The organism is Helicobacter sp. L8, from assembly GCF_003660355.1.
GTDB classification, from domain to species: domain Bacteria; phylum Campylobacterota; class Campylobacteria; order Campylobacterales; family Helicobacteraceae; genus Helicobacter; species Helicobacter labacensis.
On sequence record NZ_QXQR01000004.1, the window covers coordinates 63429 to 88496 of the forward strand.

Below are 25068 nucleotides of genomic sequence, written 5' to 3' on the forward strand. Positions count from 1 at the left end.
TTAGGGGCGTTGGTAATCATCTTCTAAGCGTTCGATGTCATTTTCATCGCACAGCCCGCATTGCACTTCTAGAATCTTTAAAGGGTGATCAGTGGCGTTACCCAATCTATGCAATTGCCCCTGTTTGATAAAAATACTCTCATTGGCTCGCACGCTCAAATTCTCTTGTTCTAACACCACGCTAGCCACCCCCTCCACCACGACCCAATGCTCACTGCGGTGTTGGTGGCGTTGCAAACTCAAGCGTTTGTGCGGGGTGATCTCTAAGAGTTTGACCTTAAAGCTAGGGTGCTCTAAGAGCACTTCAAAACTCCCCCAAGGGCGGTATTCTACCGGATAAATTTGCAACAACTCTGGGTTGCGCTGTTGGATTTGCTGGAGAAAATCCTTGAGTTGATCTAAATGGTTGTTTTTGGCGATGAGGAGCGCGTCTTTAGTGTCCACCACCACGCACTCTTGAACGCCTAGCAAGCCCACTAATTTGTGTGGCGCGCTAAAGACATAGTTTTGCGTGGATTCAAGACTCTCTAGCGCGCCTTGGTGGCAGACATTGCCCTCTTCATCTGCACTTAAACTCTGCTTCAAGCTCAAAAAATGCCCCACATCGCGCCACGCGCCCTCAAAGGGCACAAGGGCTAGATTTTGGGATTTTTGCCACAGGCATATGTCCACACTCCCTTCTAGCAATGCCTCCATGCCATCACACTTGAGCAGATTAGGCAGGCGTTTGGCTTGTTTATAGACTTCTTGGCAGGCTTGCAACATGGCAGGGGCGTGCAGGGCGCACTCTTGTAGAAACGCCCCCGCCTTGAACACAAACATGCCACTATTGATGAAAAACTCTCTATCTACTTGGGCTTGCAATTGGGCAATTTGCGCCCCGCTGGGCTTTTCCACAAAGCCTACAATCTCTCCAGAGCGCGCGCACTCAATGAGACCGTATTCACTGCTGGGCGCGCTAGCAATCCCAAATAGCACCATTTTGCCCTGTTTGGCTAGGGGTAAGGCTTGCGCAAGCGCGTTTTGCAAAGCACTGTGATCCATGAGGTGATCCGTGGGGCTAATGCAGAGGATCTCCTCAGGAGCGCATGCTAGGCTGGCTAAAATGAGCGCGTTCATAGTGTTCTTAGGCGCGCTTTCTAGCAAAAAGCGGGCATGCGATTCCAAATGCGCTTGGCTGACCTCTTCTAGGGCATGGAAGTAATGCGCTTGGTTACACACGATTAAAAAGCGCGATTGGGGGCTAGCTAGGCGTTGCAAAGCCAGCCCAAATAGACTCTGGTTGTGGTAAAGCTTAAGGAATTGTTTGGGGAACGCGCTACGGCTCAAAGGCCATAAGCGTTTCCCACTTCCCCCACTCAAGATCACATGCACCATAATATTCTCCTAAGCGATCGCAATTTTAAGATTATTATGCTACAATACACCGCCTTAAAAATTTGACATAGGAGTTTTCCAATGGATTTAAAGTTTATCTTGGATCACATGAACGCTAACCATGTGCAGGATATGAAAGGTTTGCTTGCCAAATTTGGTCAAATCAAGGACGCGATCGATGTGCGCTTGAAAAACGCCACCACCGAATGCATTGAGATCGCCTACAGACTCAAAGACAAAGCAGAGGAGCAAGTGCAAAAAATTGACTACCCCGCTAAGGTGGCTAAGATTGAGGACATTAAAAACGCCATTATTGAGCTGTGTAAATCTGTCCCCCAGACTACAGACTTAGAGAAAGTGCGCGCGGATTTAGAGGCGTTTAGAGAGAGCGTTAGTAGCGTGTGTGTGGCTAGCCTCAACCCCCACAATGAAGTGGTGTGTTCTTATAGTGCCCTGCTCTCTTGCCAAGAAGGCGATCACACCCAGTTTTACATTTATGTGAGCGAAGTGGCTGAGCATTTCAGCAGTCTTAAAGCCCATCCTGAGAATGTAGAAATCATGTTCTTAGAAGATGAAGCCAGCGCGAAGTCCCCCATTTTGCGCAAACGCCTACGCTATAAAACCCGTGTGCACTTCGTAGAAAGGGGTGCGGAGTTTGACAGAGTGTATGACAATTTTCTAGCTAGGCATGGCAAAGGGAGAGGTTTGGACACCATCCGCCACATGCAAGATTTCCACCTCATCAAGCTTGAGTTTGTGCGCGGGCGCTTTGTGAAAGGTTTTGGTCAAGCCTATGACATCGATGCGCATGGTAGGATCACCTATGTGGGCGCGCAAGGCAATCCCCACACGATGGATAAGGCTCCCCATGCCCACTCTGCTCACCCCCACGCAAGCCATCCCCACGCCCACGCCCACTCTTAATTCTTCATGGCGCGTGCCTCCCGCTTAAGGGGGCGCGCTAGAGGTCCTTGTAATGTTGGTGTTTTTTGCGTGTGTGATCATCGCTACATTGATCTACACGCTCTTGCGCGAACGCCTATCCCCCATGGTCGCTTTGACTCTTGTGCCCTTAGTGGGCTTGCTTGGTTTTTGGGGAGTGAGTGGGCTTGTTGGGGCTAAAGTTGTCCCTAGTAATTACGCCTATCTCTTGCAGGACTCTTATATCCAACGCTTTTTAAACCAAGTTACCCCCGCACCCCTGCCCAGCGATGCGCTTGGGCACTTTAAGCGCGCAGCCACCCAAGCCCTCAAACTCAAGACGAAAAACCCGCAACTCAACGCCACACAAATTACCCAAGCTTACCAAGCTGGTCTAAAAACCCTGCAAATCCAAGCCCCCTTTGAACCCGCCTTACAAGCGATGTTGCAAACCCATTCCATTGTCCATAGTTTGCAAGATCACGCCCAAGTTTTGGTTGCGTATTTTAGACAGGGGGTGGGCAAGGTCTTTAATATCGCGCTCATGTTCCTCTTTGCTATTCTCTTTTTTGGGATTCTCAATGATGTCGGGCTATTTAACCCCTTGATCAAGGGCATCATCGCGCTCTCTAAAGGGAATAGCATCGCCATTTGTGTAGGCACTTGTGTGATCGCCACACTCGCGCACTTGGATGGCTCGGGAGCGAGCACTTTTTTAGTGGTGATCCCCCCTCTCTTGCCCATTTACAAACGCCTCAATCTCAACCCCTATCTTTTGATGTTGTTGGTGGCGATGAGCGCGGGTTTGGCTAATCTCTTGCCTTGGGGAGGACCTTTGGGGCGTGTAGCAAGTGTCTTAGGGGTAGAAACGAGCGCGCTGTATTCCTCTTTAGTGCCCTTGCAAGCCATCGGGCTAGTTTGCGCGCTGCTTTTGGCGGTGATCTTGGGCTGGAGAGAACAGAGGCGTTTGAGAAACACGCCTCCCCAAAACCCAGAAGACACCCCCAGTGTAGACTTAGGCGCAACAAGGCACTTTTTAGCTAATTTAGGCGTGGCGTTGTTGGCGTTGTTAGCCGTTGTGTGTAAAATTTTACCCCCCGAACTCTGCTTTTTGATCGCGCTTTGCGTGGTCTTGCTCGTCAATTACCCCAACCCCAAAGCGCGCATGGAGAAAATCAAGCAGTGCGCTCCGGAGGCGATTTCTATGGTCTTGATCTTGCTGAGTGCGGGGATGTATATTGGGATTTTGAGCGGGTCGGGCATGTTGCAAGCCATTGCTAAACACTTAACCGACTATTTGCCCGCGTCTATCTTACCCCATTTGTATTGGATTATTGCCGCCTTGGGCGTGCCTTTTAAGTTAATACTAGACACCAATAGTTATTATTTTACCCTTTACCCCATTGTAGCGCACCTAGCGGCTTTGCATGGTGCACAAGCCCAAAGCGTGGGGTATGCCATGCTTGTGGGCGCGACTTTGGGCACTTTTATCTCTCCCTTTTCTCCCGCACTTTGGCTAGGTCTAGGGCTTGCCAAACTCTCTATGGGCAAACACATCGTCTATAGCTTCCTTTGGCTTTGGGGACTATCCTTGCTCCTGCTGGGGGTGGCTAAATTACTAGGACTCTTTTAACTCTCTTAAACTTGGCTTTATCTGAAGCGCGTTAGAATATCTCCCTGCCTTTCATCAATCCACACACGCCCCGCCTTAAAGTGATCGCATAGGGGGCGTGGAGGCAAACTTTAAGGAGTAAAGAATGATCACCATGAAAGATTTATTAGAATGTGGGGTGCATTTTGGGCACCAAACAAGGCGTTGGAATCCCAAAACCGCGCGCTTTATCTTTGGGGTGCGCAAGAACATCCATATTATAGACCTGCAAAAAACCCTGCGTTACTTCCGCTACACCTATAATGTGGTGCGCGATGCCAGCGCAGAGGGCAAAACAATCATGTTTGTGGGCACTAAAAAGCAGGCAAGCGATGCGCTCAAAGAATACGCCACTCAGGTCAATGTGCCCTATGTGAATTACCGCTGGTTAGGGGGCATGCTCACCAATTTTAGCACTATCAGAAAATCTGTGCGCAAGCTAGAAATCATGGAAGACATGGAGACCAGCGGGCAGATTGATTTGCTCACTAAAAAAGAGAAATTAATGATCTTGCGCAAGAAAGAGAAACTTGAAAAGTATCTAGGCGGGGTGCGCCACATGAAACAAATGCCAGACATGATGTTTGTCGTGGATGTGGTGAAAGAAAAAATCGCGGTGGCGGAGGCGCGCCGTTTGGGTATCCCCATTGTCGCCCCCCTTGATACTAATTGCGATCCGGATTTGGTGGATTACCCTATCCCGGGCAATGACGATGCGATTCGCTCGATTCGCCTCTTTTGTAAAGAAATGGCAGAGGCGATCACGGAGGGGCGCGAATTGGTGGGCAGACCTCAAGAAAACCTTGAAGAAGTGGAGCATGTGAGCGCGCAGGAGCACCAAGAGGTGTTAGAAGAAGTGTATCAAGAAGGAGAACAAAATGAGTCAAATTAGTGCCACGCAGGTCAAGCAATTACGCGAGATCACAGACGCGCCCATGATGGATTGCAAAAAGGCGTTGGTAGAATGCGCGGGGGATTTAGAAAAAGCCATCGAACATCTGCGCCAAAAGGGCTTGAGCAAAGCGGTGAAAAAAGCCGATCGCATAGCTGGTGAGGGCGTGATCGCCTTGAGCGTGGATAATACGCAGGCTATTATGCTAGAGATCAATAGCGAAACGGACTTTGTGGCTAAAAACGACCACTTTAAAGCATTGGTGGCTAAGAGTTTGGAGGTGGCTAAAAATCATCATGTAGAGAGTGTAGAGGCACTTTATCAAGCCAAGATAGAGGGGCAAAGCTATGAGAGTTACCTACACGGCGCGATCGCTAAAATTGGGGAAAATATTGTCGTGAGGCGTTTAGCCCACGAAAGTGCAAAGGAAAATGAAGTGCTAAATGGCTATTTGCACGCCAACCACCGCGTGGGCGCGATCGTTAAAATCGCCCACACAAATCCCGCCCATGCAGATAAACTTAAAGAATTAGCCCGCCAAATTGCTATGCATGCCGCGGCTATGAAACCGGTTGTGCTCGATCACCACGCCTTTAGCCCCGAGTTTATCGCCCAAGAAAAATTAGCCCTAGTGGCTGAATTGGAAAAGGAAAATGAGGAGGCTAAACGCTTGGGCAAGCCTCTTAAACATATCCCCACTTTTGTAAGCCGTGCTGAACTGAGTGCTGACATTCTAGCCAAGCAAGAGGAAGCCTATAAGCAAGAGTTAAGAGATCAAGGCAAACCCGAAAAAATCTTTGATAAGATCATTCCGGGCAAGATGGAGCGCTTTATTGCGGATAACACCCTTTTAGATCAACGCTTGACTTTACTAGGGCAGTTTTTTGTGATGGATGATAAAAAGACCATCGCCCAAGTGTTGCAAGAAAAGGGAGCAGAGCTACAAGACACTTTGAGCATTAGCGCATTTGTGCGCTTTGAAGTGGGTGAGGGCATTGAGAAAAAACAAGAGGATTTTGCTGCAGAAGTGGCAGCACAAATTAGCTAATGGATCGCTATCTTTTCACCTCTGAGTCGGTTACAGAGGGGCACCCGGATAAAATGGCAGATCAGATCAGTGATGCCATTTTAGATTACATTATCGAGCGCGACCCGCACGCGCGCGTGGCGTGTGAAACTCTGCTGGCTAATGGGTTTTGCGTGATCACTGGCGAGCTTAAAACCCGCGTCTATGCCCCCATGCAAGAGATCGCGCGCGGGGTGGTGCGCGACATTGGTTACACGGATGCGCTCTATGGCTTTGATTACCGCAGTGCGGCTGTGCTTAATGGCATTGGCGAGCAAAGCCCAGACATTAATCAAGGCGTGGATCGCGCTGATGGGGAGGTGGGGGCAGGCGATCAAGGCTTGATGTTTGGTTATGCCTGCGATGAAACCCCCTCTTACATGCCCTTAGCGATTTATTTAGCCCATGCGATCACGCGCGCGCTAGCCCAAGCTAGAAAGAGCGCGATTTTGCCTTTTTTGCGCCCTGATGGCAAGGCACAAGTTACTATCCAATATGAGGGGCATAAGCCTGTAGGGATCAACACCATTGTGGTTTCTACCCAGCACTCCCCTGAGATCGATCAAAAACGCCTGCGTGAAGCCGTGATTGAGGAGATTATCTATAAGGTGTTGCCTAAAGAGTTTCTCAATGACAATATCACCTACCACATCAACCCCACCGGCAAATTTGTGATCGGCGGTCCGCAGGGCGATGCAGGCTTGACGGGGCGCAAAATTATCGTGGATACTTATGGGGGGAGTTGTCCGCATGGGGGCGGGGCATTTAGTGGCAAGGACCCCTCAAAGGTGGATCGCAGCGCAGCCTACATGGCGCGCTACATCGCTAAAAACTTGGTGGCAAGCAAAGTATGCCATAGAGCCACAGTGCAACTAGCTTATGCCATTGGGATTATCGATCCTGTATCGGTGTATATCAACACCCACAACACCAGCAAGCACAGCCCAGAAGCTCTAGAATCTTGCGTGCGCGCTCTTTTCAAGCTCACACCCAAGGGGATCATGCAAAGTCTAGACTTATTGCGCCCCATTTATCGCCAAACTGCCACTTATGGGCATTTTGGGCGCGAGGGCTTTAGCTGGGAAAACACAGACAAAGTAGAAGCGATTGTGGAGTATTTTAAAGCCAAGTCTTAAATCGCCCAGTGGGCTAACCCCACTCCCACCCCAATATTAACCCCCATACCCACCAGCAATAAAGGGTAGGTGCGCTTGATAATCTCTAGGGGCGCAACTTTAGCAAAACCAGCTAGGGCTAAAATCCCTCCAGCAATAGGCGAGCTAGCCCGCCCCAAACAAGAGGCGATCTCTAGGGGTAAGACCAAATGGATGGGTTCTATGCCCATTTTAGTGGCAATATCAGAACCAAGCCGTCCAAAGGCATTAAATGCAGCAATCCCACTCCCCATAATCACAGCAAAACCATAGACGATAAAACCCAAAAGCGCCATAAGGAGTATTAAACCCCCCAAGCCTTGCAATGCCCCTAAACTTTGGGCTAAAATTCCAATCCCTCCTAAACTCTTTAGCCCGGTAGCAAAGATGCTAGCTGCAATGATGATGCTCACTACACTCACAAAAATATCCCCCATCGCGCGCAAAATCGCCCCCATGCCCTCTCCTAGTTTTCTAGCATCCTTGTGGCGCACAAACTCCACCCCAAAGACAAAGGCGATGCTCATAAAATTCGCGCTCACCACATCTAATTTTACCCCCGCAAAATACGCCCCAAAGAGCAAAACCACGGGCAACCACGGGAATAAGACATAGAAATTAGGGCAGGGAGGGTTAGAAATCTCTAGGATTTGGGCTTGCTCACAAAGCTGGTTGCGTGCTAGATCGCGCCTATCTACCCACACGAAGTAAAAGGGGATCAAGATAGCCATCACAAGGGTGTAAGCCAACACCACCCAAAGCTGGTAATGTAAAAACAACCCGACAATATTTTCTTTCTGCCCCACCATGTCTGCCATGTTGATGGTGTTGCCATCTTTAGGACCATAATCTAGGGCGATCAAAGAGAGCACACACACCGCGCTAATGGGGCGGATTTTAAGCGCGAGCAACACCGGATAAATGCAGGCAAGTAGCAAGAGCAAAAGCCCGGTATAACTTGAGATCACAATTTTTAAACCCATCCCCACGACAAAAGTTCCGCTCAAGACCAAATATTTATTAGAAATTTTGCTTAGGGGTTTGTTACTTAGGTAGGCGAGTTTAGCCGAGGCGTGGATGTGTTTCATGTAGGCAGCAAAACCGGCAACACTCATAATAATGAGCCCCACCCCGCTTAATTGGGTTTTAAAAGTGGTGGCGATGAAGGCAAAGGCGTTTAAAAGCACTTGGGCGAAATTGTGCGCAGGCGGGCTTTTGGGGATAGGAGCACCCGTAAGATAAAAACCCATAATCACCAAGATCAACCCCGCGCACAAGAATACAAAAATGGGATGGTAGCCCTTGAGAATATAATAAAAGGTGATCCCTACGGCTAGCACACTTAAAATGAGCATACCCTACTCTCCTTCAACGCGATTTAGGCGTGCTTACTAGAAAAGCGCGCGTGGCACTTAAGATAATCAAAAACACGCCCAACCCAAAGAGCGCGCCACAAACCCCTAGAGCATAGCTTAAATTTTGCCCTGAAAACACCGCAATGAGCATGTTGTTAAGATGATAAAAGGGCGAAGAAGTGATGAAAATTTGACTCCAACTAGGTAGGCTTTGCAAGGGCACAAAGACATTAGAGGACATGATGATGTAGAGGTTTAACACATTGGAGATGGCAACAGCTCCAGGTGTTGCTGAAGTGTTTGACAACAAACAGAGCCAAGCCAGAACAAAACACCCCCGCCAAGCCCAGTGCCAACAAGCCCAAGAAAAATAACTCTACCTTCAAAAGGGGCAAAATCCCCAACACGCCAAAACTCCCCACAATAAAGAGCGCGCTAAAGCCTAACACGATGCCTAAGCGTGATAAGATAATTGCCAACGCGATCTCTAAATAACTTGCCGGTGTTGCCATGTAAAAGAGGAGTGCCTTAAACGCCCTAGAGTCACACAAGGCTTGGGCTATCCCAAAAATAGCCGTGGAGATGAGGGTGAGCATCACTAGCCCGATAGTGCTAGCAAAGCGGTAAGTGGGCGAATAGGTATGCTCAAAAACCCCGATTAAAAAAGCCAACATCAAAATGGGGTAGGCAAGAGTCCAAAAAAGGGCAACCCGGTTAGTGATATAGGATTTAAACTCCAAGATACAGATCGCATAGATACGGTGCATGTTTGTCCTTTAAGCTCCCCAGTGATTTAAAGCCAAAAGCAAATCCTGCGCCTTTGTGGGGCGCAAATTAAGCCCCATGCGCTTGTGTGATAGGGGCTCGAGTTCTAGGCACTCTTTTAGAGCTGTGTTGCCAAAGAATACAGCGTGCTGGGTGTCTAGGCGCGTTGTTAGTAGGTATTTATCCTTGAGAGTTTGTGCAATACTCTCACACTCGGCTTCATTTTCATAAGAAACTTCTAAAGCCAGATCGCCTAATAATGCCTTAATCACTTCAGCCAAAGTGCCATGCTGGATCACTTGCCCTTGATGCAAGCACAAAACCCGCGCACAACTCTCTAACACACTCGCGTTATGTGTGGCAACTAGAGTTGTCTTTGAAACTTGATTGCGCGCGCTAATGCTCTCTGCCACGCGCTGGGTGGTGGGCTCATCTAAACTCGATTCGGGCTCATCTAAAATCAAGAGATCGGGGTTATGCCCCAAACTCAAATCCAACTTCAAGCGTTGTTTTTGCCCATCTGACAAGCTATCATAGAGTTTAGTAGGCGAAAGCCCAATAATGCGCTTAGGAGAGTGGATTTACCCGCCCCATTGCTCCCAATCAACGCTGTGCTGGTGTGTTGCGTGAAACTCAAATTCTCTACCCTCAATGGGTGCAGAGGTTTTAGAGCGTTAGAACCACAATAAGACAAACTATGAAGGACAAGTTGCACTCTAGACCCTTTTTAAATGAGTTTAACACATTTAGGCTTTGATCAGTGCCAACGCGGGGTATCTTTAGACTTATAAAACATTTAGGCTTACACGCTATAATCCGCGATTGATTTTTAGAATTAAGATTAAATTTTGGAGTTGGTCCATGGAAGAAATTGTGGTGGCATTAGTGGGGCAACCCAATGTGGGCAAGAGCTCGCTCATCAATGCGATCAGTGGGGCGCATTTAAAAGTGGGCAATTTTGCCGGGGTTACAGTGGAAAAAACCCAAGTGAGCACAACCTATAACAACACTAAAATCACCATCGTGGATTTACCGGGCATTTACGCCCTCAATGATTTCACCCTTGAAGAGAAAGTCAGCCGGCAGTTTTTAGAGAACGAACGCTTTGATTTGATCTTAAATGTGCTAGATTGCACCAATTTAGAGCGCAATTTGAATCTAAGCACCCAACTCCTCCACACGCCCCACAAGGTGATCATGGCACTCAATATGTGGGATGAAGCCCAAAAAGAGGGTTTGCACATTGATGTAGACACGCTTTCTAAAAATCTAGGCGTGCCATGTATCCCCACCTCCGCGCACGCACATTTCAATGTCAATTTACTCTTAGATCGCCTCATCAACCTGCACCGCAACGCCCAAACTTCTAAGGCTTCCACCCCTCTATCTAAAGAAGAAACCTTTGAGTTTTGCCACAAATTAGCCAGTAAGGTAACGCGCCACACACCAAACGCGCCCGGATACACCCAACGCATCGATCGCTATTTAATGCACCCCATTTATGGCGTTCCCATTTTCTTGGCGTTCATGTTTGTGGTCTTCTTTTTGAGTTTCTTAGTGGGGGGCACCTTGCAGGGCTATGTGGACGATGGATTTGCGTTGTTAAGCGACACGATTAAGGCGCACGCACCAAGTGCCCAAATTGGCTCACTGTTAGGCGATGGGATCATTGGGGGGGTGGGGGCGGTGCTTTCATTTCTGCCCTTAATCGTGGTGTTGTATTTGGGGATTTCTCTGCTAGAGGCAACCGGGTATATGAGTCGCGTGGCGTTCTTGCTCGATGGGATTTTCCATAAGTTTGGCTTGCATGGCAAGAGTTTTATCCCCTTGATTACGGGTTTTGGCTGCTCAGTGCCCGCTTATATGGCAACCCGCACCCTGCAAAACCAACATGAAAGATTAATTACCCTCTTTGTGATCGGCTTTATGAGCTGCAGCGCGCGCCTGCCTATTTATGTGCTCTTTGTGGGGGCGTTTTTTCCGGATAAATACGCTAGCTTAGTGCTCTTTTTGATCTATGTCTTGGGCGCGCTTGTCGCGCTCTTAATGGCAAAATTCTTAAAACTTAGCGTCTTTAAAGGGCAAGAAGAGTCCTTTGTGATGGAGATGCCCAAATACCGCATGCCCAGTCCCAAAGTGATTTGGTATAGCATTTACACAAAATCGCTCTCTTATCTCAAAAAAGCGGGCACTTATATTTTAGCCGGCGCGATTTTTATTTGGTTTGCCTCTGCCTACCCTAGAGATAGTAAAACCCTAGAGAGCTACCAAGCCCAGCAAGCCCGCATTGAAGCTAGCCAATTAGACGACACAGCCAAACAAACAGCCCTAGCTAGTTTAGAGGAGAAAAAACAGCAAGACATCTTAGAAAATAGCTTTGTGGGGCGTGTGGGGCGTAGCATTGATGGCTTGTTTAAGCCCATGGATTTTGATTGGCGGCTCTCTATTTCTCTAGTTACGGGCTTTATGGCTAAGGAGGTGGTGGTCTCCACTTTGGGCGTGCTCTACTCTCTAGGAGACACTAGCCAAGAGTCTAAATCGTTTCGCAACGCGCTCAAAAACCATGTGAGCGTGCCCTCTGCTATCGCCTTTATTGTCTTTGTGATGTTTTACATCCCTTGTTTTGCTGCCACAATTACCTTTGGGAGAGAGGCAGGGGGGATTAAATTTGTGCTCTATCTCTTTGTCTTTACAACGGCAGTGGCTTACTTCTTCTCTTGCATTGCCTATTATGCAACTAAAATATGCCTTCACCTCTTTTAGGTGGGTCTCTCTTGACCTATAGCATGTTGCTAGAAACCATTAAATTACCCAACGCGCAGGTGAAATTATTTCTCTTTGATTATGCTAGCGATGAATGCGCGCACGCGATCAAAATCATCACCTGTTTAAGTGGAAACGAGTTTAAAAGCCTTGCAAAAGTTTTTGAAAAAGCCTACAAACATGAACAAGTGCCCAACCCACTCCCACCAACACCAAACAAAGCCAAAAGGCTAAAAAACTAACACTATAAAGCGCGATAACACTCGCCCCCACATAGCACAACATCCCCCACACCACCAAGCGCATAGGGTTAGTTTTTTCACCAACAAAGCTAAGAACAAGCTAGGCGCATACATCGCCACAATCTGTTAGTTTTAGAGGTTTTATGTGCGCCTTAAATCTCCACATGTTAGATGTATCAGTGTATTTTGCATGATTGAGAGCATAGAGGCGTGAGAGTATTTTTATCCTTGTTTTACTTTGTCTATGTGCTCATAGCGCTCACGCCTGCAGGAATCATTTTTTGTTTGCACAACGCGACTTTTACGCTCTTAGAACTTGCCTCTGTTTTGCTAGGGGGACTTGTTTGCGCTCTGTTGTCTTGGCTTTACATGCGCCTTGTTGAAAAACATATCCCGCCCTCCGATGAAATGCGCGCTGTGGAGATGGTCGAAGTCGCCGAGCCTAAATACATTCCTGTGTATATTGCCTATTTTGTGATCGCGGTCAGTTTGGAGAATTGCCTAATATTTATCGTGGTGTTTGCGCTCATTTATCTTTTAATCCTCAAGGGCAAATTTTCCTATTTTAACCCCTATCTTTTGTTTTTTGGCTACCACTTTTATGAAATATCCATTGACTCCAATAAGCTACAAGGGCAAGGCACTTATGCAAAGTTTAAGGTATTTTTGATCTCAAAGAGAAAGCTTAAAACAACCATGCAATATAAAGAATTAATTAGACTCAATGACTTTGTCTTTTTAGATAAAGAAAAGGAGTGATGTGTGCTCTATTGTCAGATACAAGGGAAAGTCTATTGTATCAGTAACCAGCCTTTAAAGGGGATATGGGATTTTAAAGCCGCTGAAACCTCTTTAAAGAGAGATTATAGCTATGATAGAGAACATGGAAAAAATTTGGAGAGAGGTGAGCTATTTTCTATCCAAGTATCTCCCCAAGACCTTAAAGATTATGAACTGATTATAAGTGGCGACACCTCTCACAGCAACACCATTCGCATGGATATTTTAGAGAACAATGACAAAAACCAAGAAGGTTTAGCAAAAGTGCTATTTGTGCGTGCCGCAGAAGAGGATGGTATTAAATTATACTTCCAAGCGATTAGACAAGGCTCTATCGTTAGAAAAAGCTTTCTCTATTTTGTGGATAATAAGTCACACATTGAAAATAAGCCCATGTTGGTCATTCAAGATCGGACCGATGTGTTTTGGCGGCAAAAAGATGGGAAGCTTTATTTTAAAAAAAATTGAGGATTTAGATCGGGTCTTTCCCTACTTATTTGAAAATAAAGTCCAAAAGATGCGACAAAAACTCCAAGCCATTACAGAGGATTCAAGCTACCAATATTTGCATGTAGCGATTAATTTAGGGGAGATTCAAGCGAACCTACCTAAGATAAAACTGGCTAGAATGGATTTTTTGCTCCAAAGTGGGTGTTTGGATATTTTTAAAAGAGGGGGCGATCCACGCAAACGGGATGCCTACTTAAAATATGCCCAAAAATACAAGCCCAAAATCCTGAAAAATGGAAAATTTGTAATCCATCAAGTGGCTGATTTGGATAACCTTTATCACACCATGCGTGGGGCGTATTACACCCCAGAAGTGGGCGAATTGGCTTGCCCGACTGCTAAAATAAACTCCCCTAAGTTGGAGGGCAAACTCTCACAAGCTCCAACGCGGTATGTGCGTAACCCGTGGTAAATCACATGCACACACTCAGAAGAAAAGTGAAAAGTTTTAAGAATATCAAATTTGACACATTTACAAAAACAAATGGCTTGCGTGCAAGTCGCCATTTTAGGATAGATGTAGTGTTTCCAAAGGGCTATGCTATCCTTTGACAAAAACCAACTTTGAGGATCACACAAGGGTAAATCATGGATACAGACTAAGGTTTTCTTAGCATTAAGAGGATGGATGTAATAAATAGGCCACCCTGCTTCAATGCATAGATCAAAGGATTTACTTCTTAAAGTTTTGTTGCGATTCCACAAAAAGCGGTATTTGACGAACAAAATAAAATCTCCAAGCAAACCAAAGGTGGTGCAATGCGCTAAAAAACGCCTTGATTTAGTTTTAAAGTAGAGATAGATTTTATTTGGGGTGATGCTTTTAAGGCGTTGGAGAAAAGTTTTGGGGTGTGATTTTAGTGGTTGTGAGTTATCAGAGAGAGAGAGAGAACGGAATTTTAATAGTTCTTCAAGACTGGAATAAAGTTTATCGTAGGCAAACAACACGATTTCTACTTCTTGGTGCGCAAAATGTTTTTCTAAGGCTTGGATCAAAGCCAAAATATACACTTCAACGCCTGTCCATTTCCCCATTAAAGGGTGTGCATTGATGATAATTTTTTTCATGGAAACCACTTAAGAACTCAGACGCAAGATGAAAGCGATCGCTCAAGAGTCGGACTTAGATATTAGCTTGCTCACTTCGTTTAAACTCACTTCGCCACAAGCGTCATCTACAAGGTCTGTGTTAGCAAAAAAATCAGGCACAGACTTAAAAGAAGTCCAAGAGCCCTTAGAAAAGTCAAATTCAAACCCGGGGACTTCAGCATCCGGCAACGCATATAACCGCTTAGATTCAAAATTAAACCAAAAATCCACATCTTTAAGTGGGGGTAAGGGGATTGATGAATCCATTGACAAGCCTTTAGATAGTGTTGTTAAAGATAGCACAACCCCGCTTAAAATTGAAGCCAATCCCGCTTTTGGGGAGAACTTTGCAGAGTTTGAGGGTAAAGGCGCAGAGGCGGTTAAAAAGCTTTTAAAAGAAAAACGCGGGCAAGTAGCAGGGGCGTTTTATAAAGAGGGGTTGGGGTATATTACCCTACCTTGGGGCGAGGTAGGCAGTGGCAAAAGCGATGGATGGGGGTTAAGCAAGATTGCCAAATACCACCCTGAAGTTTTGGATAAGTTAGAGGAGTTGGTACAAACCTTGCCCATAGTTAAAGAAACCCCTAACCGCTACCAACTAGAAGATAGCACTTACAAGGCGAGCATTAGAAAAGACTTTGAGGGCAAGGCTGAGAATTGGGTATTAACAGCATTTGAAAAGAAAGAGAGCATTGCTAAGCGTAGTACAGACTTGCCTAGCACCCAAGAGGGGGCTAAAAAGACTCCTTTAGCCGATGCTAAAACACAAGATAGCACAACCCCCCTTAAAGACAAAGAGCAAGAACCCAAGATACGCACTTACCAAGATCAACAAGAGGAGCTAAAGAAACTCTTTAGCATTGAAAACCCCCAAGAGCCTTTTAAACCCCCTATGGACAAGCAAGCCCTAGAAGCCATAGAGAGCACCCAAGAAAGACCCTTTAGCATGAAAAGCGCGGATTTTGGCTTTGGCATCCCCTATGGATTAGAAGCCCAATTGAAAAGCACTTTAGAGCACCCAGATGCGCTATTTCAAGATGAATTTTGTTTATATCTTGTCAAACGCATTGAGGATAAGATTTATTGCTTTAGGGTAGAGAATAGTCTCAGTAGTAAATATTTTGAAGTCCTCACGCCCCTACAATTAGAGACTATAGAAACAAAAGCCACCAAGCTTGGCAATGGCATTAAAGCTAAGAGTCGCCGACAAATTAATCGCGAGCAAATGGATATATACGAGGCTAGAGACCAAGTGCGCCAACAAGAGCAAGAAGCCTCTAAACCCCCCATCAAAAAAGCCAAACCCAAAGATTACAAACAACCCCAAAGCCTAGAGGGGCTAGAAGAGTTGCCCAGAGTGGACACTAAGTTGCCCATTAATAAGAGCTTTGGGCAAAACCACAATGGGTTAAGGGGCAAGGGCAAGGACGCACTGCTAGGCTTGATGTATGAGCGCACGCAAAGAAATGGGCAAGTTGCCCCCGCTTACTACCATAAAGAGCTAGGGAGCATTGATATTTACACCCAACACGGCGGGGAGGTGTATAAAGATGTAGGGCGTATTGCTACACAAGCCAAAGGGTTAGAGACCTTTAAAAACCAGCCAGAAGCATTTTTAACACCTGTGGGCAGGCTAGCAGGGGAACAAGCCAAGAGGGACTTTAAAAAATGGCGCAATAACCACATTGCCACCTATTTAGACAAGGTGATTAAAGAGGGCGACATCACTAAAGGCAAAGATGGCATTACTCTAAGCTTGAGAGACACCTACAACAACAAAACATGGGATTTTAACGCCCGCATTGAGTGGAGCAATAACAACGACCCTAGCCAGCCTAGACGATGGATACTAGAGGAGTTTAAGGTTGTGGAAGATTCTACGCATAGTCCCATTAGCAATATTTAACCTAATCCCGCTTTTGGAGAGAATTTTAGCGAGTTTGAGGGCAAGGGGGCGCAAGCTGTAGAAAAGCTCTTAAAAGAGCAAAGAGGGCAAGTAGCTGGGGCGTTTTATAGGGAGGGGTTGGGGCATATTGATTTGGTGTGGGGAGCAAACGCGCAGGATTTAAAAGGCTTGAAAGATGTTAATGGCAAAACCCTTAAGCCCTATGGCTTAAGCAAGATTTTAGAGAAACACGCGAGCGACTTTGAGAGCTTTAAAGGGGCAAGCACACAGGATAAACTCATCAATGGCATCACGCAGATCATAGAGCAAGGAGAAATTAAGGATAAGGATGGCGTTAAGACAATCCATCTATATAATGACTTTGGAGAGTTTAAGGTAGGTTTGTCCAAAGGTTGGGATAAGAAAGGGGAGAATACATGGGTTATTACAGCATACAGGGTTAGAACCCCTTCTGCGCAGTTGTCCGACCAAGCGCAGCTTAACAAGGGCATGGGATACTCTAGCCCTAAAGGGGAGGTGAAGAATAGCACAAGCCCCCTTAAAACACTGGAAGAAAAAGAAAAAGAGGCTAGAGCGAAATTTAGAAAAAGAGTCTCCACCAAAGAAGGCGTGCCTAGGTTACACCAGCCTAAAATGTATAGCAGAGGTAAAAGAACTCAACACATAGACTCTGCTATTATGGACGCTCTATGGGGGAAAAAACCTTACTAACACATATGATGCATGGCAGAGATAATGTCTTTGTGGCGTTAGTAAAGGGCATTACAGCTAATTACCAATGGCCACATCTCAATCCTGCTTTTGCGCTCACTTTGGGGCAATTACGAAATAAGGAGATTGCCAGCCAGTTGGGGGCTAAGCAGTTTAATATCAAGCTCACCCACCAGAATATGAAAAATTTTGTAGAACAGGGCTTGTTTGATCTTAGCAACACTTACAAACACCAGTATAAAATCCTTGAGGACATCCCCAAAACTCTAAAAGAACCCGATGTATTCACCATTGCTAAGGTAGGGAATGTGCCTACTTTATTCATAGGTAAGGGGGTGTATTCTAAGGAGTATAATGAAGTGTGGAAGGCAGAATGGTTTAGATTTGAGATCAAGGACAATGATGTTATTTTAAATGGCATAGAGACAACTAATGGACTAGATCACAAGCCTCCCATGTGGCCCAAAGATAACCCCATGCAAAGAGAGTAACAACAATACTGGTGTTCTTTTGCTTAAGGCAGGCATGAAAACAGACGCGTGAGCGAAGGGTATACCAAAGCTATTGCCCACAATTTAGACCACCAAAAACATTACCAACCGTGCCGTAAAGCCCCTAATTTTAGCTATGGAGGAGTATTCAAAGTAGGAGAATAGGATTAAGCATGACAATACGCGATGTCAAGCTAAAAAGAAAAGCGGATCCCATCCATTCTTTTATCCCGTAGTGAGTAGGCTCGCTTTTGCAAAACGCTTTAAGCGTTGAAGGGTTACAAAGCCATACCAACTAAACCACCCCCAAACTCCTGTGTGCATGCGCCTTTTCCCTTATATTCCTCAACCCCCTCGTTGTGAGAGATTGGTTGGGGATAGTGGAAAATACGCAAAGCGCACAGCATGCATCTCCAAAGCAAGACTTGCGCATTAGAAAAACAGTAACAGCACAGATTACCAATGAATAGCTTTGAAAACCAGCTACATGTTGGACTTCAAAATAGCCCCCAAAGAAATCCCTATTCTTGCTGTAATTTTTTAGCCAAGTCAATCACTTCTTGGATTTGAGCATCACTTAGCTTGCCCTCATGCATAAAGTGCACTTTACCCGCTTTGTCTAGTACCACCACTAAGCTTTCTTGTTTTTTCAAATCCCAAGCTTTTTGTACCACCCCCTCATTGTCCATCACCACTTGACTCTTAGGGTGTTGCCTCTTAGCCTTTTTGGTTTCTCCGCGCACAAAAAGCCCTGTGCCCATGATGGCATCATCTACATTAATGATATTAGTGGTTTGGTATTTATTCTCATCAAAATGCTGGGCGACAATTTTATCCATTAGGGGCTGATTCTTTGCCTTGACACTCTTGCGCCCGGCGATGTGTTGTAAGATACGCACTTTACCGGGTAAATTTTTACTAGCCCACACCCTGTATTGGATAGAATCTCCATTCAAGATCAACTCACCTTTATCTTGCACCACTACATCTGGCAGGGACTGATTGAGGGTAAAATTGACCCCATGCGCCATGCTCAAAGACAATAACAAACTACCCAATAATTTTTTCATAACACTCTCACTTTCAAATTGAGATTTAGAAATTATACTATGTGTTGTTAAACCCATAAAAGTAACTCCAAATGGGGTTTGGGTAGCCATGATGTTTAACTAGCCCACAGAAATACATTCTACTAGCGCTTGATCCTAAAGCGGTGTTTGGCGCACACCAAAGCCCTATGAACACTAAAACTTGAAAAAATTAAGAGTGGGCGCGTAATTAGACTTTAAACATACGCAAAAAGTCGTTTAAATCGATGGTTTGTTGGTTGAGTTCGTTAGAGGATTTTTGCATAGAATCGTTGATCTTTAATAAATCCTGCACACAGATAGCGATTTTATCCCCATTTTCAAGGATGCTTGTGGTGTGCTCGTTGATTTTATGGGTATTGTTAAGATTGATCAGAGATTGATCCACCGCGCTCACAATCACACTAGAGAGATGATTCATATGCTCTTGCATTTGGCTGGAGTGCTGGGATAGGGCTTGCATTAATACTAGATTGTCTTTTCTTTCTTGGTTCATCTTGGCGATGGTTTCTAAGATGTGCTTAATGGTGGCTTCGCTCTCTGTGATATTTCTTTGGGTGCGCTCTGCTAAAGCGCGCACTTCATCGGCAACCACCGCAAAGCCCCTGCCATGTTCGCCCGCCCGTGCCGCTTCAATGGCGGCGTTCAAGGCTAATAAATTGGTTTGATCAGCAATCTCTGTGATCGCATCTAAGACGCTTTGGATATTCTGTGCCTCTGTGGATAGGGATTGCATTTCTAAAGCGTCATTTTCTTCGCTGGCTTTATTGCGCTGGACATATTCATCAATCACGCCCACCGCCGCCTTGGTTTCAGAAACATTTTTAAGCACACCCTCTAAAAGCTCTCTGGTAGAAATAGAGAGCGCCATGCTTTCATCTAGTATTTGGCGGCTAGAGTGGCTTAAATCCGTGTTGCTATGGCTGATTTGCTTGATTTGCTTGGAGTTGGAGTCTAAATCTATAGAGATGGTGCTTAAAGATTGGGAGATAGCCGTATTGTTTTGCACCTCCTTAAAGATTTTTTGCAAGGTATCGCGCATGTATTCAATGAAAACATTCACCGACTTTGTCATCAAACCTATTTCGTCATGGGCTGCAATGATGATCTCATCTGTGAAGGTCTTATGATTTACGATGTGTTCTAGTGCCTTGTTGACCTTTTGCAATCTCTTAAAAATATTGCGCACCACTAAGAGGGATAAAATGGTGGTTACGACAACGAGCAATACTTCACAGATCGTCAGAAATGCAAAATAATGGGTGTTCTTTGTGATTTCAACCTCAGTTAGCTTTGTGATATCCGCGCTGATGCCATCTTCAACCTGTTTGAGTAAATTGATCTTTCTTGTGATGGTGTCAAACCAAATGGTGGGGTTGATGCCAAAATCGCCCACAAGGTATTTTTCTCTCAATCTTGCGCGCATGGCTTGGACATCTTGAAAGCTAGAATCCTTAGAAACTTGCTTGAATAACGCCACGCTTTTGGCGTCCCCAAAGGATAGAAAATATTTTTCAAAGATCTCTTGTTTAGCCACTAAAGCGATGAATTTAGTGTAATTGGGATCGGCTGGGGCGTTGGCAATGAAGATTCGATTCGCCGTGGCGCGCTCTAGCCCGGACATCTCTTTGGCGTAGAGAAAACTAATATAGCCCATCACAGCGTCAGAGATTTTAGGGTTGGGGATGATGTTGATGGATTGCAGCACGCTATCTAAGAAGAGATCGATGCTTGTAGTGAAGTAGCTAACCGTGCTATTGACAAGGGCTTTTTTGTCCTTAGATTCCATCGCGTTGCGCACTTGGGACAAGTTGTCCAAAGAGGCAAGCCCTCTTTGCAAAGCCTGTTTATAACTAGCGTCCAAATGCGCTATAGAGGCTAAAACACTTTTGAGCTCTTTTAGCTTGGTGTCTGTGTTGCGTCTTTGGACCAGTAATTCCTTAGCAAATTGCACTCCATTGCTGGAGAGAAAACCTGCGCTCATCCCGCGCTCTTTTTGCATTTCATGCACCAATGCGGAAAGATATTTAGACACCTCAATCTGGCGCGCTAGATCCTTATTGCGCGCTAAGGAGTCATAGGTGTTGCGCAACTGCCAAAACATGAAAGACAACAGGGCAACCATTGGGATGGAAATGATCAAAATGATCTTGCTTTGTAGTTTCAGGTTATTGAACAAGCCCAACAAAGACTCCTAGTAAAAATGCTATTGTAATTAAAATAGGCAAATTAAGGTAAATGCTAATGCGCGTTGGTGTAGGGCACATATTGTGCTTAAATGTGGCTATGAAAAAGTTATTGTGCATCGCCTCTCTTCTAATGAGCCTGTGCGTTGCCCAAGATAAGGGCGCGCATGCGCTAGAAATGGCTAATAAGGCACTTGCACAAAACGATTACCAAAAAGCCATAGACTACTTACAAAAAGCGATGACCAGTAATACACTTACACAAAGCGATTATAAAAAAGCTATAGACTACTTACAAAAGGCGGCGGATTTGGGGAATATGGAGGCTTATGGCGCGTTAGGGTATTTGTATTCTCTAGAGGTGCGCACACCCACCTTCCACATCCCCAAAGACCCACAAAAAGCCATACATTACTATAAAAAGGTAGCAGATTTAGGGAATTTAAAAGCGTGCTTTAACATAGCTCTGCTCTATAGAGAAACTAAAGATTATAAAAACGCCCTGATCTATTTGCAAAAAGCCACCAAATTGCCGGACAAAGACGCTGTAGCTAAAGTGTATTTGCTACTAGGCTATATGCATGATGTGGGGCAGGGTGTCCCTAGAGACGCGCAAAAAGCCATGCACTACTACCAACAAGCCGCGGATTTGGGGAATATGATGGCTTATTACAATATCGCTATGATCTACAAACGCGCTAAGGATTATGATAAGGCGTTGCAAATCCTTAAAAAGGCGGCAAAAATGGGATACAATGCGGCTTATTATGGTTTAGGAAAGATGTATGATAAGGGACAGGGCGTGGCGCAAGATTACAAACAGGCATGGCACTACTACCAACAAGCCGCTAAGTTGGGTTATGCGCAAGCTTTTTTTAAATTAGGGGACATGTTAGATAAAGGTCAAGGCGCACCTCAGGATAAACAAAAGGCACGCGCATATTACAAAAAAGCTTGCGATAAGGGCGACCGGGCGGGTGCGTGGTGTTGGATTTGATCAAAGATGGGATCACCAAATGAGAAATACGCCCCCTCCCCCCATAAAGGCTATTTACATTTTGCAGGGTTGCAAGGACCCGGGTTGCCAACTAAGGATTCTCCAAAGTGGTGCGCATAAAACTTGCGGGTTCTCTCAAACGCCCGTTCCAAATCATCCGCATCGCCCTCAAGCCCAAAATAAGGGTAGTGGTGCAAATACTCCCCAAAGAGGAAAAGACAATCTTGGGTGTAAGCGCGCGTGTCTAGGATATGCATGTGCCAATATTCATCCAACTTTTCATTGGGCGCAAAATCCACATCCGGATAACAAATTTGCAAAGCCAACCAACCTTTATAAAGAGAACAAAGGTGATTAACCTCCTCTTGACTCTTGCCATAATGGCTAACAAGCTTTGCGTTGAGCTTGGTCAATGCTATTAACCAAACTCAAGGCATTGTCCATAACAGCGGTCGCTACGAACTCCGTATTTTCAGGGAGTGCTACCTGTGTGTCGCCAAACTGGCGGGCTACAGAAACCTCAATCATGAGAAACCTTTCCCAAGTAGATTTCCTAACCTAACGCAAACCACCCCAAGGGGAGAACCCACCCACTTAGGATAACTTAGGACACGCTTAAAAAGGTAAGCTCCACTGCTTATAGCCACGCGCTCCACTACACCGCGCTTTAAGGTGCTAGCAGTGGGATTATCCTTTGGGGCGCAGGTGTTGCAGATCCATGCCATTAGCCCTACAGACAGCGCAGGGTAAGGCGGGCGTTTAGGTTTAATTGCATGTGGCGGGGCGCGCTTTCATGGGCGTTGGCAAAGCGGGTAAAATTGTCTTCATTGGTGTAAAAACTGAGGTTTTTGATATAGCACTGCTTGCTGAGAGTCTTGGCAAAGAGCGCGCTCTGGGCTTGGGCTTGGGCTAGCAAAGCGTCTTGTAAGCGCAGGCGATCCTTGCTATTGGCATGCAGGTGCAAAGCGGGGGTGTTTAGCACAAAGAAGGCGTTGTCTGCGGCGATCTTGGCGACCTTATCGCGTAATTGCTCGTAAGCACCCATCTTAGCCACCCCAAAGGTGCACACCATGCTCGCATAAAGTCTATGCCCCGTGAGGGTTTGCTTGTGCTCCACAAAGCTGTAATTGGGGCGCAGGCTGTAGGTGGCTTCTTGGCAAACCTGATTCTTTCTAGCTAAAAGATTGATCTGGGCAAAAGCCTCTTTAATGCTCTCCTCTTGGGCGGCACTCAAATCTGGCGTGTTCAACAAGGCGTTACCGCTACTAAAGATCAAGTGCGCGCTGTAGGTTTCAGGCACAGCCTGCTGGCTTTCCTTGAGCTCTAGGATCACTTGGGTGGCTTGTCCCCTTGTGTGCTTACCTAAGACAAAACGCTCAAAGACCAACCCGCCTATAAACACCCCCAAAGCCAACACCACCCCTAAAGCTAGTTTCACATACACCATTATTAAACCTTTTTCTTTTCTCAAGGGACTTCTGTGGCATCTAAACTACCCAAACGCGCCACCATCGCTTCTACTTCTTCAGCGTTGTAATGCCCCTTGATGTGATCTAGCACTTCTTGGATCAACGCTAAACTCTCTGGTCCGACTGCCTTGTCTAATTCTAAATTGGTCGCCTTATTGGTTACCACACCTCTGTAAAGATTCATTTTCAAAACAATCCATTCGATGCGGCGTTTGAGATGTTCCAAGCCCGTTTCTAATTCTTTGGAGCTGTCCGAACTCTTGTGGCTATTGCTCACAAACAAATTCAAAATCTTCAAAAACTCTTCAAAATGCCCCTGAATTTCCCCACTCAGGGAACTCACTTCCCCAAACTCTTTACCTAGTTTGATGATGTCCTCTTGGAAGTGGCTAAAGCTGGCTTTAATACTGCTGACTTCTTTAGTTACTTTCTCGGCTAATTTGCGGATTTCATCGGCTACCACCGCAAAGCCCCTCCCATGCTCCCCGCTTCTAGCTGCTTCAATGGCGGCGTTCAAAGAGAGTAAGTTAGTTTGATCGGCGATGTCGCTAATGACATTGGTAACTTGCATGACAAAATCCATTTTATTGCGCAAGTCGTCCATCACCACATTGACATTGTTACAATTATCATTGAAATGCAACAAATCCTTATGGATGGCTTCAATTTGATCTTGGGTGCTCAGGGAGTCGTCCTCAATGGATTGCATCAACTCCTTATTGTGCGCGCATTGCTTGACTCGAGCGTCTAAATCGGCTAGCACATCTCTAATCCCGCGCGCGCCCCCGTCCATCTCCGCAAGTCTAAAGACGATCTCAGAGTTATTAGCCACCACGATCCCCTCCACGCTCTTATCCACATGCACGGCGTATTGCTTAAACACCCCCCTATAGCCCTCATGGAAGATATTGCGGTAATCCTTGCCCTCATAGGCGGCTTTCACGCACGCGTCCATTTCCCTAAAAACCGATTCGATCTGATCTAAAAGATCATTTAAACCGTGCGCGATGCCAGCATAAGGGCTTTTTTCATCGATCTCGATGATGCGGTGCTCTAAATGCCCATCCCGCACAGCCCCCACAAACTCCGCAATTTTTTGCAATAGGTCATCCTTACCCTTTGTCAACCAACCTAGCATGCGCGATCCTTATAGTCTTTGTAGTTTATTGACCCAAGCGTCATAAGTGTAACCCTCAGCTTGGAGGGTTTCTTCTAAGAGCATGGTGCTGGCTTGTATACCTCCACGCTTCTCTGCCTCTAGGAGCTTTTGGTATAACCCGCTGACAATGCTAACGGCTTTCCTATTGGGCGCGCGCCGCACAGAGTAGTAGCCCACCACCATGCCATTAGCGTCCACAGAGGCGGTTACATTGGCAAAAACCCAATAAAAATCCCCATCAAAGGTTTTATTCTTGACATAGGCGAAGATCTCTTGTTTTTGCTTGATCGTCGACCACATCATCTTGAAGATCAACTTTGGCATGTCCGGGTGGCGCACCACACTATGGGGCTTGTGTAGCAAATCCCTTTCCCCATTGCCCCCCACAATGTCTATAAAGGGCTTGTTGGCATAAGTGATGACCCCCTTTGTATTTGTCTTGGTTACCAAAAAGTAATTGCGATCCACGAATTTTTCCACAACATCCCTTCAAAGC

Annotated in this window: 26 protein-coding genes and 1 pseudogene; 13 read left to right on the forward strand and 14 right to left on the reverse strand. The window is 45.9% G+C overall.

Translation table 11 applies throughout. The features are described from left to right. Window positions 1-1377 carry a sugar phosphate nucleotidyltransferase gene (locus EAO37_RS03455; RefSeq protein ID WP_120943875.1) on the reverse strand — a complete coding sequence of 459 codons (1377 nt, stop codon included), beginning with the start codon at window positions 1375-1377 and terminating at the stop codon, window positions 1-3. 81 nt (window positions 1378-1458) lie between these two features. Between EAO37_RS03455 and EAO37_RS03460 the strand changes: the two genes are divergently transcribed. The 5 genes from EAO37_RS03460 to metK all read left to right on the forward strand — a co-directional run bounded on the left by EAO37_RS03460 (window position 1459) and on the right by metK (window position 7043). Next, the gene (locus EAO37_RS03460) at window positions 1459-2301 is read left to right on the forward strand and encodes a HugZ family heme oxygenase (protein ID WP_120951554.1); all 843 of its coding nucleotides are present in this window, start codon (window positions 1459-1461) and stop codon (window positions 2299-2301) included. Window positions 2302-2353: 52 nt separating this feature from the next. Beyond that, window positions 2354-3931, forward strand: a complete 1578-nt coding sequence (locus EAO37_RS03465) for an SLC13 family permease (protein WP_240451712.1) — start codon at window positions 2354-2356, stop codon at window positions 3929-3931. A gap of 124 nt (window positions 3932-4055) precedes the next feature. Then, window positions 4056-4841, forward strand: coding sequence for a 30S ribosomal protein S2 (rpsB, locus tag EAO37_RS03470; protein ID WP_120951556.1), 786 nt, complete (start codon window positions 4056-4058; stop codon window positions 4839-4841). After that, window positions 4828-5889, forward strand: coding sequence for a translation elongation factor Ts (gene tsf / locus EAO37_RS03475; protein ID WP_120951558.1), 1062 nt, complete (start codon window positions 4828-4830; stop codon window positions 5887-5889). Before rpsB ends, tsf begins: the two co-directional genes overlap by 14 nt. Beyond that, window positions 5889-7043 (forward strand): methionine adenosyltransferase, encoded by a 1155-nt coding sequence (gene metK, locus EAO37_RS03480; protein ID WP_120951560.1) that lies wholly within the window; start codon window positions 5889-5891, stop codon window positions 7041-7043. Before tsf ends, metK begins: the two co-directional genes overlap by 1 nt. On the opposite strand, the gene dcuC is transcribed toward metK, so the two are convergent. Genes dcuC through EAO37_RS09895 form a run of 5 tightly spaced genes read right to left on the reverse strand, consistent with a single transcriptional unit; the run spans window position 7040 to window position 9896 of the window. After that, window positions 7040-8416 (reverse strand): C4-dicarboxylate transporter DcuC, encoded by a 1377-nt coding sequence (dcuC, locus tag EAO37_RS03485; protein ID WP_120951562.1) that lies wholly within the window; start codon window positions 8414-8416, stop codon window positions 7040-7042. The two genes, metK and dcuC, sit on opposite strands and share 4 nt — an antisense overlap. Window positions 8417-8429: 13 nt before the next feature. Further along, a complete protein-coding gene (locus EAO37_RS03490; RefSeq protein ID WP_120943893.1) occupies window positions 8430-8678 on the reverse strand; it encodes a multidrug ABC transporter permease in 249 nt (82 codons plus the stop codon). Beyond that, entirely contained in the window at window positions 8647-9183 is a 537-nt protein-coding gene (locus EAO37_RS03495) for an ABC transporter permease (RefSeq protein ID WP_120951564.1), read from the reverse strand. The genes EAO37_RS03490 and EAO37_RS03495 overlap by 32 nt, the downstream gene beginning before the upstream one ends. Window positions 9184-9192: 9 nt before the next feature. Continuing rightward, entirely contained in the window at window positions 9193-9708 is a 516-nt protein-coding gene (locus EAO37_RS09890) for a hypothetical protein (RefSeq protein WP_162982946.1), read from the reverse strand. Then, entirely contained in the window at window positions 9681-9896 is a 216-nt protein-coding gene (locus EAO37_RS09895; RefSeq protein WP_162982947.1) for an ATP-binding cassette domain-containing protein, read from the reverse strand. The genes EAO37_RS09890 and EAO37_RS09895 overlap by 28 nt, the downstream gene beginning before the upstream one ends. 146 nt (window positions 9897-10042) lie before the next feature. On the opposite strand from EAO37_RS09895, the gene feoB reads away from it, so the two are divergent. From feoB to EAO37_RS03520, 4 genes are all read left to right on the forward strand, one after another. Continuing rightward, window positions 10043-11944, forward strand: coding sequence for a ferrous iron transport protein B (feoB, locus tag EAO37_RS03505; protein WP_162982149.1), 1902 nt, complete (start codon window positions 10043-10045; stop codon window positions 11942-11944). Window positions 11945-11955: 11 nt separating this feature from the next. Continuing rightward, window positions 11956-12186 carry a hypothetical protein gene (locus tag EAO37_RS09545; RefSeq protein ID WP_235852879.1) on the forward strand — a complete coding sequence of 77 codons (231 nt, stop codon included), beginning with the start codon at window positions 11956-11958 and terminating at the stop codon, window positions 12184-12186. 210 nt (window positions 12187-12396) lie between these two features. Then, window positions 12397-12945 (forward strand): hypothetical protein, encoded by a 549-nt coding sequence (locus EAO37_RS03515; RefSeq protein WP_162982948.1) that lies wholly within the window; start codon window positions 12397-12399, stop codon window positions 12943-12945. 3 nt (window positions 12946-12948) lie between these two features. Beyond that, on the forward strand, window positions 12949-13434 hold the full coding sequence (locus EAO37_RS03520; RefSeq protein ID WP_120951568.1) for a hypothetical protein: 486 nt from the start codon (window positions 12949-12951) through the stop codon (window positions 13432-13434). A gap of 342 nt (window positions 13435-13776) precedes the next feature. Here the strand turns inward: EAO37_RS03520 and EAO37_RS03525 are convergent, their stop codons facing one another. Further along, the gene (locus EAO37_RS03525; RefSeq protein WP_120951570.1) at window positions 13777-14544 is read right to left on the reverse strand and encodes a hypothetical protein; all 768 of its coding nucleotides are present in this window, start codon (window positions 14542-14544) and stop codon (window positions 13777-13779) included. A gap of 28 nt (window positions 14545-14572) precedes the next feature. On the opposite strand from EAO37_RS03525, the gene EAO37_RS09225 reads away from it, so the two are divergent. The 3 genes and pseudogenes from EAO37_RS09225 (at window position 14573) to EAO37_RS03540 (ending at window position 17673) form a co-directional block, all read left to right on the forward strand. Then, complete coding sequence (locus tag EAO37_RS09225; protein WP_162982949.1) at window positions 14573-16471, forward strand: hypothetical protein; 1899 nt, start codon at window positions 14573-14575, stop codon at window positions 16469-16471. Window positions 16472-16582: 111 nt separating this feature from the next. Further along, window positions 16583-17182: pseudogene (locus EAO37_RS03535) on the forward strand (hypothetical protein); the annotation flags it as partial. Then, entirely contained in the window at window positions 17161-17673 is a 513-nt protein-coding gene (locus EAO37_RS03540) for a hypothetical protein (RefSeq protein WP_120951574.1), read from the forward strand. The pseudogene EAO37_RS03535 and the gene EAO37_RS03540, both read left to right, overlap by 22 nt. Window positions 17674-18194: 521 nt before the next feature. Here EAO37_RS03540 and EAO37_RS03545 read toward each other — a convergent pair. Together EAO37_RS03545 and EAO37_RS03550 are read right to left on the reverse strand one after the other, a co-directional pair. Then, complete coding sequence (locus EAO37_RS03545; RefSeq protein ID WP_120944316.1) at window positions 18195-18743, reverse strand: YtfJ family protein; 549 nt, start codon at window positions 18741-18743, stop codon at window positions 18195-18197. A 208-nt stretch (window positions 18744-18951) separates the two neighbouring features. Next, the gene (locus tag EAO37_RS03550; RefSeq protein ID WP_240451713.1) at window positions 18952-20946 is read right to left on the reverse strand and encodes a methyl-accepting chemotaxis protein; all 1995 of its coding nucleotides are present in this window, start codon (window positions 20944-20946) and stop codon (window positions 18952-18954) included. 101 nt (window positions 20947-21047) lie between these two features. Between EAO37_RS03550 and EAO37_RS03555 the strand changes: the two genes are divergently transcribed. Continuing rightward, the gene (locus EAO37_RS03555) at window positions 21048-21944 is read left to right on the forward strand and encodes a tetratricopeptide repeat protein (protein WP_162982950.1); all 897 of its coding nucleotides are present in this window, start codon (window positions 21048-21050) and stop codon (window positions 21942-21944) included. Window positions 21945-21994: 50 nt separating this feature from the next. On the opposite strand, the gene EAO37_RS03560 is transcribed toward EAO37_RS03555, so the two are convergent. The 5 genes from EAO37_RS03560 to EAO37_RS03580 form a co-directional block, all read right to left on the reverse strand. Further along, window positions 21995-22264, reverse strand: a complete 270-nt coding sequence (locus EAO37_RS03560; RefSeq protein ID WP_162982162.1) for a hypothetical protein — start codon at window positions 22262-22264, stop codon at window positions 21995-21997. Window positions 22265-22328: 64 nt separating this feature from the next. After that, window positions 22329-22472, reverse strand: a complete 144-nt coding sequence (locus EAO37_RS09230; RefSeq protein ID WP_162982161.1) for a hypothetical protein — start codon at window positions 22470-22472, stop codon at window positions 22329-22331. A gap of 202 nt (window positions 22473-22674) precedes the next feature. Further along, window positions 22675-23391: an SIMPL domain-containing protein gene (locus tag EAO37_RS03570; protein ID WP_120944308.1), complete on the reverse strand. Its 717-nt coding sequence runs from the start codon at window positions 23389-23391 to the stop codon at window positions 22675-22677. A gap of 20 nt (window positions 23392-23411) precedes the next feature. Continuing rightward, window positions 23412-24551: a methyl-accepting chemotaxis protein gene (locus EAO37_RS09810; RefSeq protein ID WP_120944306.1), complete on the reverse strand. Its 1140-nt coding sequence runs from the start codon at window positions 24549-24551 to the stop codon at window positions 23412-23414. Window positions 24552-24560: 9 nt separating this feature from the next. After that, window positions 24561-25052, reverse strand: coding sequence for a PAS domain-containing protein (locus EAO37_RS03580; protein WP_120944304.1), 492 nt, complete (start codon window positions 25050-25052; stop codon window positions 24561-24563). Between the last annotated feature and the right edge of the window lie 16 nt (window positions 25053-25068).